16 protein-coding genes are annotated in these 16722 nt (G+C 70.6%); 10 read left to right on the top strand and 6 right to left on the bottom strand.

The window, feature by feature from the left end:
• Positions 1-49: 49 nt before the first annotated feature.
• Genes RZ50_RS01055 through RZ50_RS01020 form a run of 8 tightly spaced genes read left to right on the top strand, consistent with a single transcriptional unit; the run spans position 50 to position 6837 of the window.
• Complete coding sequence (locus tag RZ50_RS01055; protein ID WP_196952643.1) at positions 50-892, top strand: helix-turn-helix domain-containing protein; 843 nt, start codon at positions 50-52, stop codon at positions 890-892.
• A gap of 9 nt (positions 893-901) precedes the next feature.
• A complete protein-coding gene (sufB, locus tag RZ50_RS01050) occupies positions 902-2317 on the top strand; it encodes a Fe-S cluster assembly protein SufB (protein ID WP_196952642.1) in 1416 nt (471 codons plus the stop codon).
• Between the two features lie 54 nt (positions 2318-2371).
• The gene (sufD, locus tag RZ50_RS01045; protein WP_196952641.1) at positions 2372-3604 is read left to right on the top strand and encodes a Fe-S cluster assembly protein SufD; all 1233 of its coding nucleotides are present in this window, start codon (positions 2372-2374) and stop codon (positions 3602-3604) included.
• A gap of 5 nt (positions 3605-3609) precedes the next feature.
• The gene (locus tag RZ50_RS01040; RefSeq protein WP_196952640.1) at positions 3610-3927 is read left to right on the top strand and encodes a bifunctional 3-phenylpropionate/cinnamic acid dioxygenase ferredoxin subunit; all 318 of its coding nucleotides are present in this window, start codon (positions 3610-3612) and stop codon (positions 3925-3927) included.
• A 6-nt stretch (positions 3928-3933) separates the two neighbouring features.
• A complete protein-coding gene (gene sufC / locus RZ50_RS01035) occupies positions 3934-4698 on the top strand; it encodes a Fe-S cluster assembly ATPase SufC (RefSeq protein WP_196952639.1) in 765 nt (254 codons plus the stop codon).
• Positions 4695-5954 carry a cysteine desulfurase gene (locus RZ50_RS01030; RefSeq protein ID WP_196952638.1) on the top strand — a complete coding sequence of 420 codons (1260 nt, stop codon included), beginning with the start codon at positions 4695-4697 and terminating at the stop codon, positions 5952-5954. Before sufC ends, RZ50_RS01030 begins: the two co-directional genes overlap by 4 nt.
• Before the next feature lie 15 nt (positions 5955-5969).
• Entirely contained in the window at positions 5970-6422 is a 453-nt protein-coding gene (gene sufU, locus RZ50_RS01025; RefSeq protein WP_196952637.1) for a Fe-S cluster assembly sulfur transfer protein SufU, read from the top strand.
• Between the two features lie 22 nt (positions 6423-6444).
• Positions 6445-6837 carry a metal-sulfur cluster assembly factor gene (locus RZ50_RS01020; RefSeq protein WP_305853008.1) on the top strand — a complete coding sequence of 131 codons (393 nt, stop codon included), beginning with the start codon at positions 6445-6447 and terminating at the stop codon, positions 6835-6837.
• A gap of 259 nt (positions 6838-7096) precedes the next feature.
• Here RZ50_RS01020 and RZ50_RS01015 read toward each other — a convergent pair whose 3' ends face one another.
• The 3 genes from RZ50_RS01015 to RZ50_RS01005 all read right to left on the bottom strand — a co-directional run bounded on the left by RZ50_RS01015 (position 7097) and on the right by RZ50_RS01005 (position 10161).
• On the bottom strand, positions 7097-7969 hold the full coding sequence (locus RZ50_RS01015; protein ID WP_308271107.1) for a hypothetical protein: 873 nt from the start codon (positions 7967-7969) through the stop codon (positions 7097-7099).
• Between the two features lie 269 nt (positions 7970-8238).
• A complete protein-coding gene (locus tag RZ50_RS01010; RefSeq protein WP_308271106.1) occupies positions 8239-9255 on the bottom strand; it encodes a tetratricopeptide repeat protein in 1017 nt (338 codons plus the stop codon).
• A gap of 477 nt (positions 9256-9732) precedes the next feature.
• A complete protein-coding gene (locus tag RZ50_RS01005) occupies positions 9733-10161 on the bottom strand; it encodes an ATP-binding protein (protein WP_196952634.1) in 429 nt (142 codons plus the stop codon).
• A gap of 201 nt (positions 10162-10362) precedes the next feature.
• On the opposite strand from RZ50_RS01005, the gene RZ50_RS01000 reads away from it, so the two are divergent.
• Positions 10363-11751: a hypothetical protein gene (locus RZ50_RS01000; RefSeq protein ID WP_254801941.1), complete on the top strand. Its 1389-nt coding sequence runs from the start codon at positions 10363-10365 to the stop codon at positions 11749-11751.
• Between the two features lie 40 nt (positions 11752-11791).
• On the opposite strand, the gene RZ50_RS00995 is transcribed toward RZ50_RS01000, so the two are convergent.
• Together RZ50_RS00995 and RZ50_RS00990 are read right to left on the bottom strand one after the other, a co-directional pair.
• Positions 11792-12544, bottom strand: coding sequence for an NUDIX domain-containing protein (locus RZ50_RS00995; protein WP_196952633.1), 753 nt, complete (start codon positions 12542-12544; stop codon positions 11792-11794).
• A 331-nt stretch (positions 12545-12875) separates the two neighbouring features.
• On the bottom strand, positions 12876-14210 hold the full coding sequence (locus tag RZ50_RS00990) for an MFS transporter (protein ID WP_196952632.1): 1335 nt from the start codon (positions 14208-14210) through the stop codon (positions 12876-12878).
• 327 nt (positions 14211-14537) lie between these two features.
• Between RZ50_RS00990 and RZ50_RS00985 the strand changes: the two genes are divergently transcribed.
• Complete coding sequence (locus RZ50_RS00985) at positions 14538-16175, top strand: hypothetical protein (RefSeq protein WP_254801940.1); 1638 nt, start codon at positions 14538-14540, stop codon at positions 16173-16175.
• 55 nt (positions 16176-16230) lie between these two features.
• Here RZ50_RS00985 and RZ50_RS00980 read toward each other — a convergent pair whose 3' ends face one another.
• The gene (locus RZ50_RS00980) at positions 16231-16689 is read right to left on the bottom strand and encodes a VOC family protein (RefSeq protein WP_196952631.1); all 459 of its coding nucleotides are present in this window, start codon (positions 16687-16689) and stop codon (positions 16231-16233) included.
• Between the last annotated feature and the right edge of the window lie 33 nt (positions 16690-16722).

The following is a 16722-nucleotide window of genomic DNA, read 5'->3' as shown; positions in this document are numbered from 1 at the left end:
CGGCTTGTCCCGGCGGAAGTAATTACGCAACACTGGTGTTGTGAAAAACATGCGCGAGCACGCCCAGCAGCAGGAGGCCGAGTCGGCCCCCGGCTGCGACGTGCCCGTGACGGCGGCCGAGGTGCTGCTGGACGGCCACCGGGCCACCCGCGACCGGGTCGCCCGGTCGATCCTGGACCACGGCCCCTCCTCCGCCGCCGACCTGGCGAACCGGCTCGGCCTCACCGCCGCCGCCGTCCGCCGCCACCTGGACGGACTGGCCGCCGCCGGCCTGGTCGAGTCCCGCGAGCAGCGGGTCTACGGCAGCCGGGGCCGGGGCCGCCCGGCCAAGGTCTTCGCCCTCACCGACGCCGGCCGGGACGCCTTCTACCAGGCGTACGACCAGCTCGCGGCCGACGCGCTGCGCTGGATCTCGGACTCGGTGGGCGGCGGCAAGGCGGGCGAGGAGGCGGTCGCCGCCTTCGCCCGGGCCCGTTTCGGCAAGCAGGGCGAGAAGTACCTGGAGGCCCTGCGGCGGGCCGAGGCGCAGGAGCGCCCGGAGGCCCTGGCCCAGGCGCTGAGCGCGGACGGGTACGCTGCCACGGTGCGGCGTGTCCCGTCGGCCGCGGCCAAGGCCCCGGCGGGCGCCCAGCTCTGCCAGCACCACTGCCCGGTCGCGCACATCGCCGAGCAGTTCCCCCAGCTCTGCGAGGCGGAGACCGAGGTCTTCTCCCAGCTCCTGGGCACCCATGTGCAACGGCTGGCCACCATCGCCCACGGCGACGGGGTCTGCACCACCTATGTGCCGGCACCCGGTGCCGCATCGTCGCCCGACCGGCGCCCTGCGGGCCACGGCTCCGATGCAGTGCCGACTGCCGGTACGTCCACCGAAGATTCTGCGTCCGCGCGTTAGGAAGCTCGCATGACTGACACCGTTTCGCACCCGGAGCTTGAGGGCCTGGGCAACTACGAGTACGGCTGGGCCGACCCGGACGTCGCCGGTGCCGCGGCCAAGCGCGGGCTCAGCGAGGACGTCGTCCGCGACATCTCGGCGAAGAAGAACGAGTCCGAGTGGATGCTCAACCTGCGTCTCAAGGGCCTGAAGCTGTTCGGCAAGAAGCCCATGCCGACCTGGGGCTCCGACCTCTCCGGCATCGACTTCGACAACATCAAGTACTTCGTCCGCTCCACCGAGAAGCAGGCCGAGTCCTGGGAGGACCTGCCCTCGGACATCAAGGCCACCTACGACAAGCTGGGCATCCCGGAGGCGGAGAAGCAGCGCCTGGTCGCCGGTGTCGCCGCGCAGTACGAGTCCGAGGTCGTCTACCACCAGATCCGCGAGGACCTGGAGGAGCAGGGCGTCATCTTCCTGGACACCGACACCGCGCTGCGCGAGCACCCGGAGATCTTCAAGGAGTACTTCGGCACCGTCATCCCGGCCGGCGACAACAAGTTCGCCGCGCTGAACACCGCGGTGTGGTCCGGCGGCTCCTTCATCTACGTGCCGAAGGGCGTGCACGTCGACATCCCGCTCCAGGCCTACTTCCGGATCAACACCGAGAACATGGGCCAGTTCGAGCGGACGCTGATCATCGTCGACGAGGACGCCTACGTCCACTACGTCGAGGGCTGCACCGCGCCGATCTACTCCTCCGACTCGCTGCACTCGGCGGTCGTGGAGATCATCGTGAAGAAGGGCGGCCGCTGCCGCTACACGACGATCCAGAACTGGTCGAACAACGTCTACAACCTGGTCACCAAGCGCGCCGTGGCGTACGAGGGCGCGACCATGGAGTGGGTCGACGGCAACATCGGCTCCAAGGTCACCATGAAGTACCCGGCCGTCTACCTGATGGGCGAGCACGCCAAGGGCGAGACCCTGTCGATCGCCTTCGCGGGCGAGGGCCAGCACCAGGACGCCGGCGCCAAGATGGTGCACATGGCACCGAACACCTCCTCGCACATCGTCTCCAAGTCGGTGGCGCGCGGTGGCGGCCGGACCTCCTACCGCGGTCTGATCGAGATCGGCGAGGGCTCCCACGGCGCCAAGTCCAACGTGCTGTGCGACGCGCTGCTGGTCGACACCATCTCCCGCTCGGACACCTACCCGTACGTGGACGTCCGCGAGGACGACGTGTCCATGGGCCACGAGGCGACCGTCTCCAAGGTCAGCGAGGACCAGCTGTTCTACCTGATGAGCCGCGGCCTGACCGAGACCGAGGCGATGGCGATGATCGTCCGCGGCTTCGTCGAGCCGATCGCGCGCGAGCTGCCGATGGAGTACGCGCTGGAGCTCAACCGGCTGATCGAGCTGCAGATGGAGGGCGCGGTCGGCTGACGTCCGGCCGCCACCGCCCACCGACGTTTCGAGGAAGAGAGCACTACGACAGCTATGGCTGACGTCCAGAACACCACCGGCTCCACCACCGCCGGTTCGATCGAGGTCGGCACCGCCGGCGCGGGCGCGCAGCTCGCCGGCCCCGGCACCGGCCGGGCCGCGGTCCAGCAGCCGATCGACGCGCGCGTCGCGGTCAAGCCCTCCTACGACGTGAACGACTTCCCGGTGCCGCACGGCCGCGAGGAGGACTGGCGGTTCACCCCGCTGCACCGCCTCGGCGGGCTGCACGACGGGACCGCCGCCACCGCCGAACGCGGTGAGGACAAGGTCGAGTTCACGCTGCCGGACGGCGTCACCGCCGAGACCGTCGGCCGCGAGGACGCCCGGCTGGGCAAGGCCGGCACGCCGGTCGACCGGGTCGCCGCGCAGGCCTTCAGCGCCTTCGAACAGGCACTGGTGGTCACCGTCCCCAAGGACGCGGTGCTGACCGAGCCGGTCAAGATCGACGTGCGCGCCGAGGGCGGGGTCCGCTTCGCCCACGTGGTGATCGACGTCAAGCCGTTCGCCGAGGCCGTCGTGGTGCTCAACCACGAGGGCACCGGCACCCGGGCCGCCAACGTCGAGCTGCTGGTCGGCGACGGCGCCAAGCTCACCTTCGTCTCCGTCCAGGACTGGGACCGGGACGCCGTGCACGTGGCGCAGCACAACGCGCTGGTCGGCCGGGACGCCTCGTTCAAGTCCGTGGTCGTCACCTTCGGCGGCGACCTGGTCCGCCTGCACCCGCGGGTCAACTACGCCGGCCCCGGCGGCGAGGCCGAGCTGTTCGGCCTGTACTTCGCCGATGCCGGCCAGCACCTGGAGCACCGCCTGATCATCGACCACGACACGCCGCACTGCCGGTCGAACGTGGCGTACAAGGGCGCGCTGCAGGGCCAGGACGCGCACGCGGTCTGGGTCGGCGACGTGCTGATCCGCGCCGCCGCGCTCGGCACCGACACCTACGAGCTCAACCGGAACCTGGTGCTCACCGACGGCGCCCGGGTCGACTCGATCCCGAACCTGGAGATCGAGACCGGCGAGATCGTCGGCGCCGGCCACGCCTCGGCGACCGGCCGCTTCGACGACGAGCAGCTGTTCTACCTGATGGCGCGCGGCATCCCGGCCGACGAGGCCCGCCGCCTGGTGGTCCGCGGCTTCTTCGCCGAGCTGCTCCAGCAGATCGGCGTGGCCGAGGTGCAGGAGCAGCTCATGGAGAAGATCGAGACCGAGCTGGAATCGGCGGTCTGATCCCGATGAGCTTCCTCCGTGCCTGCGCGCTGAGCGACCTCCAGGAGGACGTGCCCAAGCGCGTGGACCTCAACGGCGTGCCGGTCTCCATCGTCCGCACCGACGAGGGGGTGTTCGCGATCAACGACACCTGCTCGCACGCGAACGTCTCGCTCTCCGAGGGTGAGGTCGAGGACTGCATGATCGAGTGCTGGCTGCACGGCTCCAGCTTCGACCTGCGCACCGGCAAGCCCTCCGGCCTGCCCGCCACCAAGCCGGTCCCTGTCTACCCCGTAAAGATCGAAGGGGACGATGTGCTCGTCTCCGTCAACCAGGAGTCCTGAGTACACATGGCAACCCTTGAAATCCGCGACCTGCACGTCTCCGTCGAGGCCGAGAACGGCCCGCGCGAGATCCTGAAGGGCGTCGACCTGACCGTGAAGCAGGGCGAGACCCACGCCATCATGGGTCCGAACGGCTCCGGCAAGTCCACCCTGGCCTACTCGCTGGCCGGCCACCCCAAGTACACCGTGACCGGCGGCTCGGTGCTGCTGGACGGCGAGGACGTCCTGGAGATGTCCGTCGACGAGCGGGCCAAGGCCGGCGTCTTCCTGGCCATGCAGTACCCGGTCGAGGTCCCGGGCGTCTCGGTCAGCAACTTCCTGCGCACCGCCGCCACCGCCGTCCGGGGCGAGGCCCCCAAGCTGCGGCTGTGGGTCAAGGAGGTCAAGGAGGCGATGGCCGCCCTGCAGATGGACCCGGCGTTCGCCGAGCGCAACGTCAACGAGGGCTTCTCCGGCGGTGAGAAGAAGCGCCACGAGATCCTCCAGCTGGAGCTGCTCAAGCCGAAGATCGCGATCCTCGACGAGACCGACTCCGGCCTGGACGTCGACGCGCTGCGGATCGTCTCCGAGGGCATCAACCGGGTCCGCTCGACCGGCGAGGTCGGCACCCTGCTGGTGACCCACTACACCCGCATCCTGCGGTACATCCAGCCCGACTACGTCCACGTCTTCGCAGGCGGCCGCATCGTCGAGTCCGGCGGTGCCGAGCTGGCCGACAAGCTGGAGAACGAGGGCTACGAGGCGTACGTGAAGGGGGGCGCGTCCGAGTGACGCATCCGTTCACCGGTCTGCTCGACACCGACGCGATCCGCAAGGACTTCCCGGTCCTGCAGCGCGTGCTGCACGACGAGAAGCCGCTGGTCTACCTGGACAACGCGGCCACCTCGCAGAAGCCCCGCCAGGTGCTCGAAGCGCTCAACGCCTACTACGAGCGGCACAACGCCAACGTCCACCGCGGCGTGCACGTGCTCGCCGAGGAGGCCACGGCGATGTACGAGGGCGCCCGGGACAAGGTCGCCGCGTTCGTCAACGCGCCGAGCCGCAACGAGGTGATCTTCACCAAGAACGCCTCGGAGTCGCTCAACCTCGTGGCCAACATGCTCGGCTGGGCCGACGAGCCGTACCGCGTCGACGCCGACTCCGAGATCGTCATCACGGAGATGGAGCACCACTCCAACATCGTGCCGTGGCAGCTGCTGTCGCAGCGCACCGGCGCGAAGCTCAAGTGGTTCGGGCTCACCGACGAGGGCCGGCTCGACCTGTCGAACATCGACGAGCTGATCACCGAGAAGACCAAGGTCGTCTCCTTCACCCTGGTCTCCAACCTGCTGGGCACGATCAACCCGGTCGAGGCGATCGTCCGCAAGGCCCAGTCGGTCGGCGCGCTGGTCGTGATCGACGCCTCGCAGGCCGCCCCGCACATGGTGCTGGACGTGCAGGCGCTGGAGGCCGACTTCGTCGCCTTTACCGGCCACAAGATGCTGGCCCCGACCGGCATCGGCGTGCTCTGGGGCCGCCAGGAGCTGCTGGAGGACCTCCCGCCGTTCCTGGGCGGCGGCGAGATGATCGAGACCGTCACCATGGGCTCCTCCACCTACGCCCCGGCGCCGCACAAGTTCGAGGCGGGCACCCCGCCGATCGCCCAGGCGGTCGGGCTGGGCGCGGCCATCGACTACCTGTCGGCGATCGGCATGGAGAAGATCGCGGCGCACGAGCACGCGATCACCGAGTACGCGGTGGAGCGCCTGCTGGAGGTCCCGGACCTGCGGATCATCGGCCCGCGCACGGCCGTGGACCGCGGTGCCGCGATCTCCTTCACCCTCGGTGACATCCACCCGCACGACGTGGGCCAGGTGCTGGACGAGCAGGGCATCGCCGTGCGCGTCGGCCACCACTGCGCGCGGCCGGTCTGCCTGCGGTACGGAATTCCGGCGACCACGCGGGCGTCGTTCTACCTGTACTCGACGCCGGGCGAGGTCGACGCGCTGATCGCCGGCCTGCACCACGTCCGGAACTTCTTCGGCTGACGGGACGCGCAGGACATGAAGCTCGACTCGATGTACCAGGACATCATCCTGGACCACTACCGCAACCCGCACGGCAAGGGGCTGCGGGACGGCGACGCCGAAGTGCACCACGTCAACCCGACGTGCGGCGACGAGATCACCCTGCGGGTGAAGCTCGACGGCGCCACCGTCACCGACGTCTCGTACGAGTCACAGGGCTGTTCGATCAGCCAGGCCAGCGCCTCGGTGCTGAACGACCTGGTGGTCGGCAAGACCGTGGGCGAGGCGCAGGTGGTCCAGGAGGCCTTCCTGGAGCTGATGCAGAGCAAGGGCCAGGGCGAGGGCGACGAGGAGGTGCTGGAGGACGCGGTCGCGTTCGCCGGCGTCTCCAAGTACCCGGCCCGGGTCAAGTGCGCCCTGCTCAGCTGGATGGCCTGGAAGGACGCCACCGCCCAGGCGCTCGCCCAGCACCCCGCAGTGAACGACTGACCCCGCAGAGGAGGACAAGACCATGAGTGACGAGATCACCACCGACGCCACGGCCTCCACTGCGGAGGAGCAGCCGAACGGTGTCATCGTCGGCACCACCGCCGGCACCGTGTCTGTCGAGGACCTGACCGAGGCCCTGATGGACGTCGTCGACCCCGAACTGGGCATCGACGTCGTCAACCTGGGCCTGATCTACGGCATCCACATCGACGAGTCCGACGTGGCCACCATCGACATGACGCTCACCTCGGCGGCCTGCCCGCTGACCGACGTCATCGAGGACCAGGCCAAGACCGCCACCGACGGCCTGGTGCAGGACCTGCGCATCAACTGGGTCTGGATGCCGCCGTGGGGCCCCGACAAGATCACCGACGACGGCCGCGAGCAGCTCCGCGCCCTCGGCTTCAACGTCTGAGATCACCGGAACGAACGCCGCTGCCCGGGACTTCTTCGGAAGTCCCGGGCAGCGGCGCTTCCGTCGGGTGAACACCCGCGCGCCATCTGCTTCGTTGAGCAGGTTCACCGCCGTTCCCCACCATCCACCCCCCACCCGCCTGTCGGCGGGTGCCCACCCCCGCCCTCGCCGCGCGCCGCCCGGCCAGGCGGCGCGCGGTGCTCATGGAGCAGGGTGACGTACCTGTCGGAGCCCCTTCGGACCGGTGGGACAGCGTGTCTCAGGCGGCGATGTGTGCAGGCCGACGGCCGGTCATCGCGGAGCGTAGAGCGGTTCGGACTCGGGCGGCACCTTCGGCTGCCACGTCCGCCCCCTGGCCGACTGTGAGTGTTCGGGTTGTCAGGCCGGCGCACGGGCGGCAGATGCCCGGTCGTGGCACGGGGTCGTGGCACTCGGCACACTCGGAGTAGCGGGCTGCCGGGGGACGTTCCCTGGGGCGGGAGGGCGGCAGCTTGTGTTCCAGCCGGTAGCGGAGCACCGCCGCCGCCGAGTGCACCGGGACGGGAAGGCCCGGTAGCAGGGCTTGGACCAGGTCGGCCGGGGTGCTGCCGCGAGCCAGCCACTGCGCTACCAGGGGTGCCAGCTCCCGGGCTTCGGCCTCGCCCAGGCGTAGGCGGGGCTCGGGGCGGATCACGCGGAACAGGGTGGCCACCGCTTCGCGGAACGGTTCGTTGTCGGGTGGTGCCTCCTGTCCTTCCTGGTCGCTTTCGTCGGCCGGGCTCGCGGGGAGGGTGGGTTCTTGGCGCCGGTTCTTTACAACAGGGCTGCCAGCACTGCCGGTTGCCGCTTCACCGGGCGCCGGACGGGTGGTACCCGGTCGTGCGAGCTGTGGGGTGTCGTAGACGTGGCTCTCGGTGATGATCGTGCCGTCCGGCATGCGGATCTTCTCGATCCGGTAGTAGCCCGCCTCGGTCAGCTCCTTCAGGGCCTTGCGGATGGCGCCGCGCCCCTGGGGACTGGTGTCGGCCATGCGCCGACCGTCCTCGCGCCAGCCGTCCGGGCGGGAGAGGAGGTCCGCGAGCAGGCCTCGGGCGGTGTAGCTCAACCGCCGGTACTGGAGTAGGGCGTTGGGCAGCACGGTGAAGTTGCGCACGTGGGCGCTACGATGGACGCGCATCGGGAGTGTTGGCTCCTGTTGCCGGACCCCGGGGTGTTACCAGCACCGCCGGGGTCGCCTGTTTTCGGTTGGATTACGGAACGTACCACGGCCTTTGGCATGGCATGAGGCGTTTTGCGCAACTGCGCTTCGTCAGGGTGAGTTGGACGGCTTCACATCCGCCTCATGCCGTACTTGGTGGCGGGAGCGTCTATCCCCTCGCTAGGTCGGTCAGGAACGTCAGCCGCCGGGTGGCTTGTGCCGGATCAGACCGGATGTGGCGCTATCTGTCGCGCGCGTTCGAGGAGTTCGCGGACGTGAGGGTTGCGCCGGTGCGGCCGGGTTGCGGAGAGCATGGTGCGGAAGCGGTCGTCGGCCCTGCCGGACTGGACGTGGGGGAAGTCGTCCAGGGCGAGGTTCCAGTTCTGGGCAGCTTCTTCCAGTCGGCCGGCTTCGAGCTGCCATTCGGCGAGCATCGCGCGGTGGCGGACGCGGGCTCGGCGGTACATCGTCGGGCGGACCTTCTCGGAGCGATGGAGGGCGCGGATCGCACCTTCGCGGTCGCCGAGCTCGTAGTTGACCTGGGCGACGTGGTACGAGAGCGAGGCGGGGTCGTAGGAGCCGTGGGCCTTGGCCTTGGACTCGGCCTGTTCCATGGCGACTTCGGCTTCGTGGAGTTTGGTGAGCGCTCCGGTGCGGTCGCCGGTCTGGGCGAGGGCGTGGGCCTGCTGTCCGGCGAGGAAGGCACGCATCCGCGGTCCGGCCTCGGGTGAGGCGGCAGCGGCGGCGTTCGCGTACCGCAAGGCGGGTGTGCCGTGGCCGAGTTCGACGGCCTGGACGCTCATGCCGCGCAGGGTGGTGCAGTAGGTGAGGTGGTCGCCGGCGGCGAGGGCGAGCTCCAGGGCCTTGGTGTAGTAGGCCTGGCCGAGCAGGTCGAGGCGTTCGTCCACGGCCATGTAGCCGGTCAGGTAGAGGTGGTCGGCGGCGGCGGACAGCATCGCCTTGCGAACTTCGTCGTCGGCGGTGGCCTTCAGGTGCGGCGCGATGTTGTTGACCATGAACGCGGCGGCCATCGGGCGGGCGGTCCGGCCGCCGAACTGGTCGTCCAGCTCGCTGATGCGCTCGGTCATGGCGATCACGGCCTCGACCTCGGCCATGCCGATCCTGGTGCGCGGATCGGCCTTCAGCCGCTCGAACCGCCCGATGACGTCCGGCCAACCGGGGATGGTGAGGGCGACCGAGTGCAGGCCCGCCCCGAGTATCCCCCTGCGCGATGGGTCCATGTCCATAACCCCCAAATCGATCAGTCCAGCCACCGTATCCGCGGACTGGGGCTGAACGTCAGGCTCGTCGGTGAAGCCCGCCTCGAACGCGGTGACGGGTCGGCGTTTCCAGGACCACCTTCTGGTACTTGGCCATGGGGCGGGTTCCCGAGGGCCAGGTTGGCTACCGACCCGGGTACGGCGGACCCGGCGGTGGCAGGGGCGGAGGCGGCGGGGACGGCGGAGGCTGCGTGGCCTCCAAGACCAGTACGGCGTTTTGCGGCATGATGAATCTCCCTTCGGCGCGATGGGACTCTGGCCCGGCGGGTCGCCGAGACCGGTGAACGAGGAGTGGCTCCGGCCGCAGGGGTTTACCTGGAGCCGCCCCGCCCCGGGCTGGTGTGCCGTTGATGCCGGGGCGGGAGTGCAGGGGTCAGACAGGTAGAGGCGTGTCGGGAACCGGTTCCGAGGGTTCGGCTTGAGCCATGGGCCGGGCACTCACGCTTGCTCCACGTGGAGGTCGGCGCACATTGTCTTGCCGTGGGGCTCCAGGTCGATGCCCCAAATGACGGCCAGACGGTCGACCAGGGCCAAGCCGCGGCCGGACTCTGCATCGTGGGCGGCACTGATCAGAACCGGCAAAGCACGGGATCCGTCTCGGACGGAGATCCGTACGGCGTGACCAGCCTGGTTGGTTACCTGGGCGATGCTGACCCGCATGGTGGTCAGGCATCCGGTCTTGACCGCGTTGGAGACCAGCTCCGTGACGACCAACTCGGCTTCGTCGGCCAGGCGCTCCAGTTCCCAGTCCGCAAGCTTCCTGCGGACCAGCGTCCGCGCAACCGACGCGGATTGCGGCTTGTACGGCAGTTTGGCCACGGTAGGTCGTGCGAGGGGTTCCGTTCTGGTCGGCGCCTCGGTCGTCACGGTCCGCTCCTGATCGCCAAGGCTGCGACGGCAGGACAGCGGGGGCTGTCCTGTCGGCAGCGGTCGGAGTCGGCCGCCCGGGGCTTCCCCGGAGCCGGTGTTGGCTCGCGAACCCGAACGGCTGACACCAAGTCAACCGGCGTTCCTTCGTCCAAGTCGCGACCGTAACGGCTCGGTTGTCTTTACCGTTTTTACTGCCCCATGGTGCCGAAGAAGGGACTGGTCATGGCGCAGCCAGTGACGAACCGCCAGCTCGAAACGGCCATCGTCGACGCCGACATGACGTTCGACGCACTCGCCCGAGGCGTCGTGCGGGTGGCAGCCGAAGTTGGCGTACACCTGCGGACCAACCCGTCGACCGTCCACAAGTGGCTTCGGGGCGCCGATCCCGGAGGTGATACCCCGGCCTTCATCTGCGAGGCGCTGTTTCGCAAGACGGGGCGGCTCTACACCCCCGCCGAACTCGGGCTACGGTCGGTGGAAGAATCCGATCCAGGCCTGGGACTGTCCATCGGCCCCGACCCGGTGGGCGTCCTCGCGCGGGTGTGGAGAGCTGATTTGGACCGACGAAAATTCCTGGCCGCCTCGGCGTACTCTGTCGCTGCGATGCACCTGCCACTGGAATACGTCCGTGAGGGTGCAGAACGCGCAGCAGCCGTTCGAAGCGGCGCTGTCGCGGGGGCCGCCGAGGTCGCCGCCGTTCGCGACATGATCAGCATGTTCACCGAGATCGACGAGCGTCATGGTGGTCAGCACGGGCGCTCCGCGCTGATCCAGTACCTGCGATCCGACGTCGCCGCTCTCTGCCGGGGCACCTTTCGCACCCACGAGGACCGTCGGCAGATGCTCTCCGCCGCAGCGGTCGGCGTGCACCTGGCCGGATGGGTGGCGTACGACGCCGGCGAACAGGGCCTCGCTCAGCGTTATTACCACCAGTCCTACGCGCTCGCCGTCGAGTCCGGAATTGTCGGCCACGACGCCTTCGTCCTGCGCACCCTCGCCCAGCAGGGCATGAAGCTCCGCCACCCTGCGCAGACCTTCGCCCTCTCCGAGACCGCGCTGTCCCGCGCCACCGGGCGGGTGGACGCCGGCACTGAGGCCATCCTCACCATCACCCATGCCCACGGCCTCGCCGCCACCAACCAGCGTCGCCCTGCAGTCCAGGCGATCCAGCGTGCCCAGGACCTACTGGAGGCTGCGAACGGAGAGGATGTGCCATTCTGGGCTCGCTCCTGGGGCCCTGCCCGCGCCATGGTCAACTCCCGAAGCGCCAAGGTTTTCTCCCGGCTCGGCGACCGCAAGGGCGCGGTCGAGAATTACGCGGCGGCGGCAGCCACTCGGCCGGCTACGACCTACGCGCGCATCCTCGCGCTCGACCTGGTGGCCCAGGCCGAGATGGAACTCGCTGATGGCGGTATCGAGCAGGCGTGCGACACGTGGAACCGTGCGCTCGACGCCATGGCCGGCGTGCAGTCCGTCCGTACCCGCCGTGCCGTCCTGGAGATGCGCAAGAGCCTCGCTCAGTTCAAGAACCGTGGAGTCTTGGCAGCTCAAGAGCTCGACGAGCGCGGAGCTGTCTTCCTGACCTGAGTGTTTTCGACGACCCGCACGGGGTGGTGGCTGAGGTCACTCATTCGCCCCCCCCGGCGGTCCGAAGGTCGTGCCGGATGAGGAGGGGCTTCAGGTAGTCCGCGTGCGGGCCCGCCAGTCGTTCGGCGTCGGTGTGATCGACGGCGGTGATCCGCTCGAATTCCGGCGTGCGTCCGTTCGCCGTCTCCGACTCGGTCAGTGCCTCGAACTGCTGGAGCAGGGTCGCCACGGGCAGCGGCGGTGCCTGGTAGTGCATGCCGATGTTGCCGTGCTCGCCGCGCGTGACCGCCCACAGTGCCAGATCCTCGGGTGCCACCCGCAGGCCGATCTCCTCGGCGAGTTCCTTGCAGGCCTGACGGCGCAGCTCGTACTCGTCGAGCGTGCGGCCTGCGGTGGGCGGCTCCACGTTGCCGCCCGGGAACTGCCATCGGCCCGGGGCCGCCGTCGTGGCGGACATGCGCCCCACGATCAGGGCGTCGTCGTCCGTCGGCTGTGCGACGGTCACGAATACGGACGACATCGCGGGCGCGCCTGGCACGCGGCGTAGGGCGAGCCACCGGTAGGTGACGGGAGCCCAGGACAGCGCGAGGGTTCGGCCGTCGTGCTCGACGCCCGTGCACACCACCGCCGGGCCGTCGAAGAGGTCGGAGTTGGCCTGCGTCGCGGTCCTCCACACCCTGTCCATGGCGGCCCGGTGCTCCTGGGTGAGCCGAGGGGCGGCCGTTTCAACGAGGCGCAGCGTGTCGGCCTTCAGCACCTGGACGGGGCGCGGCGGGTGGGCTGAGCTCGTCATGGCGGGAGGTTCCTTTCGTCAACCTGCTGTCGCGCAAACCGCCCCTTCGGAGAATGTGTTTGTGTGGCAGTGGTGTATCTGCCGGCGGGCGGCCAAGTTGGGGCTGCGCGCCGCCTGGCTGGGCGGCGCGCGGTGAGGGCGGGGGCGGGCACCCGCCGGCAGGCGGGTGGGGGGTGGATGGTGGGGAACGGCGGTGAACCTGCTCAACGAAGCAGATGGCGCGCGGGTGTTCACCCGGCGGCGGGCGAAGCGGGGGCAGATGGTGAGGCGCGGAAACGCCGCTGCCCGGGACTTCCGAAGAAGTCCCGGGCAGCGGCGTTGTTTGTGCTGGTCAGGCCGTTGGCTTGGGCTTGCGGGCCACGGCGACCGCGAGGGCGGCGCAGAGGATCGCCGCGATGGCGGCGAAGCCGCTGACGGCGGGGAGGAGGCCGTAGGACTGGACGAGGGCGCCGACGGCGATGATGGGGGCGGAGCTGCCGAGGTAGACGATGACCCAGAGGGCGCTCAGTTCGGAGCCGCGGCGTTCCGGGTCCATCGCGGTGACGGCGGTGGTGAAGAGGGAGCGGAAGGCCACGCCCTGGCAGACGCCGCCGAGGATGCTGCCGATGAAGAGCAGTGCTGGGGTCCCGGTGTACTGGGCGGCGACCACCAGGCCCAGGCCGGCGGCGAGGCCGGTCATGCCGAAGGCGGTCACCACGCGGTCGGTGGTGGGCGGGACGATCAGTTGGGTGGCGGCCGAGGAGGCGAGCAGGAGGGCGGCCACGATCGCGCCGACCAGCTTGGAGTCGGTGTGCAGCAGCTTGGCGGCGAAGGCCGGAGCCAGGCTGAGGTAGACGCCGAACACCGCGTAGGAGATGAATCCGGCCGTGGCGGCGAGCAGGAACTCGCGGCGGCCGGTGCGCGGCAGCCGCAGGCGCTGCGGGCGCAGGTGGGCCGGGGTGGTGATGCGGGGCGGCGACGCCGGCGGGCGGTTGCGGCCGGGCATCCGGGGGTGCACCAGGGCGAGCGGCACGCAGAGCGCGAGCAGGGCGATGGCGTGCAGGAGGAAGGGCGTCAGCAGCGGGTCGGAGCCGCCGGCCAGCAGGGCGCCGACCACCGGGCCGAGCGCGACGCCACCCGCGGAACAGGCGAGGGTGATCTTGGGGGCCAGGGCGGGGTGGTCGGGCAGCAGGTCGCCGAGGGCGGCGCCGGCGGCGCCGGTGGAGAGGCCGACGGCGATGCCCTGGACGGCTCGGCCGGCGGCGAGCTGCCAGAAGCTGCCGGAGGTGGCGAACACGACGTCGCCGAGGGCCGACAGCGCGACGGCGGGCAGGATCAGGGCGCGTCGGCCGAGGTGGTCGGACCAGTGGCCGACCACGGCCAGTACCGGGACCAGCGCGAACACGTAGATCGCGAAGAGGATGGTGGTGTCGAGCGCGGTGAGGTGCAGCCGCTGCTGGAGGAGCGAGTAGATCGGCGTCGCGAGATTGGCACCGATCAGCATCAGCAGCAGGGCGGCGGCCACCAGGCCGACGCGGACGCCGCGCAGCGCGTTCCAGCGGCTGATCGCGGCGAGCTGGAGCTGGGCGCGGGGCGCGAGCTCCAGGGGAAGCAGGGCCTCCGACAGTCGGCGTCCGTCGAACTGCGCGGTGCGCAGGCCGGAGCCGGCGGGGGAGAGGTCCGCCATGGCAGGGGTCTCCTGTGGCCGGGCGCCACCGGGGCCGGCGGGGTGTGCCGACGTGCCCGTCCGGTGGCGCTGTGGTGTGGCCGCGGTGCGGGGCTCCTGGTGGTGCGAGGTGAGCTGAAGAAGAGGGGCTTCGTTGCCCGGTGGTCCGCGCGGGGTGTGCGCGGTACCACTGCGAAGGATAAAGGGTGGGCGCACGGTGGCGGCGCGCGCCCCTGTGCGCGCCCCATGAGGCCGGGCATCGGGGGTGCCCGGCCTATACGCTGAGTAGGTAGATCGGGTACGCGGAGCTGTTCGAGCTGACCGCTGGCTGAGGGAGTGCACACGACGATGGCCGGACGACGTCGGAAGAACGCGGGAGCTTCGGGGGAGGGCGCGGCCGAGGCGGTCCTGCCCGCCGACCTGGAGCTCCAGGACCTCTACGGGGCGTTCGCCGCGCACGGGTTGGACGACGAGGACCTGGACGACGCGGCCGTCCTGGTACCGCCGGTGAAGCTGCCCGACGAGCGGGAGCTGGCCGAGCAGGCGAAGGCCGTGCCGATGTTCGGGTACGCGCTGGCGCTCGCCCGCTGGGCGGCCCCGCACCGGGCGGTGGACGAGTTCGGCGACCTGGTCGAGGCCGACCGGGCGCCCGTGGCGAGGCTGCTGGGGCTGGCCCCGGCCGAGGGCGAGGTGCCGGAGGAAGCCGAGGTCGAGGCGCTGCGGGCCTGGTCGCTGGCCTGCGACCTGGACCTGGTGGAGCTGGGCACGACCGCGGAGGGCGAGCACGTCGCGGTGCCGGGGCCGGACCTGGAGCCCGCCGAGCAGGGCGATCCGGACACCGTCCTGGAGCTGTGGCTGACCGCCGCGGGGATCGTCCGGGAGCTGGCGGTGGAGGCCGACTCGCTGCCGGAGGAGGAGGGCGAGGAGGCCGGGGAGGCCGAGGAAGGCGAGGAGGGCGAAGGAACCGAGGCCGAGGACGAGGACGCGCTCTCCGAGGTCGAGGAGGCCCGGGACGCCGCCGCCGAGCTGCTCGACGAGGCGCTGCAGGTGCTGTACGAGACCACCGCCTTCGCCGAGCCCGGCAACGAGACCGTGCCGCTGGGCGTGCTGGCCGCGCTGCTGGTGGTGCCGGAGGGCGAGGAGCCGAGCGAGGAGTTGCTGGGCGACATCACCGATGTGATGGTCGCCCTGGACCCGATGCTGGGCGACCTCGCCGAGCTGGGCCTGCTGGACTACCGCCCGATCGACCCGGAGCTGTTCGACGAGGAGGAGGGCGAGGAGCCCGCCGTCGTCGGCGAGGCGCCGCTGGACGAGGAGGAGTCGGCCCGCTTCGGCCTGGTCCGGCTCACCCCGCTCGGCCAGTACGGCATCCGGCAGTGGCTGCTGGAGGACGGCTACGACGCGCCGCTGGTCGGTGAGCTGGCCCAGGGGGACGCGGCCGAGCTGCTGCGGGGGCTGTGCGAGTCGACCAACGTGCTGCCGGAGGAGGAGCTGAGGGTCTGGGTGTCCGGCCGGGAGCCGGAGGCGGCGGCGCGCGAGCTGCTGGCGGCCGCGCGCGGCTCGGACGCGTACGGCCCGCTGCGGCGGATGCTGTGCGTCTCGGCGCTCAACCTGCTGGGCGCGGGCGCCGAGCCGGCCGCCCGGGAGGTGCTGGACGACCCGGAGCTGGGCGGTGCGGTGCGGGCCTGGTTGAACGCGCAGGGCGTGGCGGACGTGCCGGTGCCGGACCGGGCGATGGCGCTGTGGACGGTGGTCGACACCTTCGCCGCCCAGCTGCTGGACAACGGCGGCGACGCCGAGCTGCTGCGCGAACTGATCACCGACCTGCCGGTGAACGGCGACGCGACGGGGTGGTTCGGCGAGCTGTGGCGGGTCGACCACCCGTACACGGCGGACGTCCTGGAGGCGATCGGCGAGCTGCACCCGGACCGGGCGCTGGCCAAGGAGGCGCGCAAGGCGGCCTTCAAGGCGCGGTCGAAGAAGTAGGACGGCCTTCCCCGGGACGGCTTTCCCCGGGACGGCTTTCTCAGGGACGGCCTTCTCAGGGAAGGTCCAGCGAGCCGTCCTCGGTGAAGGGGAAGAACGGGTTGTGGGCCAGCTCCCACAGGTGCCCGTCCGGGTCCTCGAAGTAGCCGGAGTAGCCGCCCCAGCTGGTCGGGACCGGCGCCTTGACCACCACGGCGCCGGCCTCGACGGCCGTCTCCATCGCGGTGTCCACCAGTGCGGGGGACTCCAGGTTCACCGCGAGGGTGACGCCGCGGAAGGAGGGCTCGCCGGCGGCGGGCACGCCCGCGTCGGCGGCCAATTCGTCGGTGGGGAAGAGGCCGAGCACCGAGTCGGCGGTGCGGAACCAGACGATCTCCGGGCTGGAGGCGGTGGAGCGCCGCCAGCCCAGGGCCTCGTAGAAGCGGGCGCTGTGTTCGAGGTCGGAGACGCCGAGGGTGACGATGCTGATCCGGGCGGGGAAGGCGCGCTGTGCCGCGCTGCTCTGTGCTGTCATGCCGCCAGCGTAGGGAGGGCTGCTGACAACCGG

Source organism: Kitasatospora sp. SUK 42, from assembly GCF_015776785.2.
Taxonomy (GTDB): Bacteria; Actinomycetota; Actinomycetes; order Streptomycetales; family Streptomycetaceae; genus Kitasatospora.
This window is presented reverse-complemented; position numbering and strand designations above follow the sequence as displayed.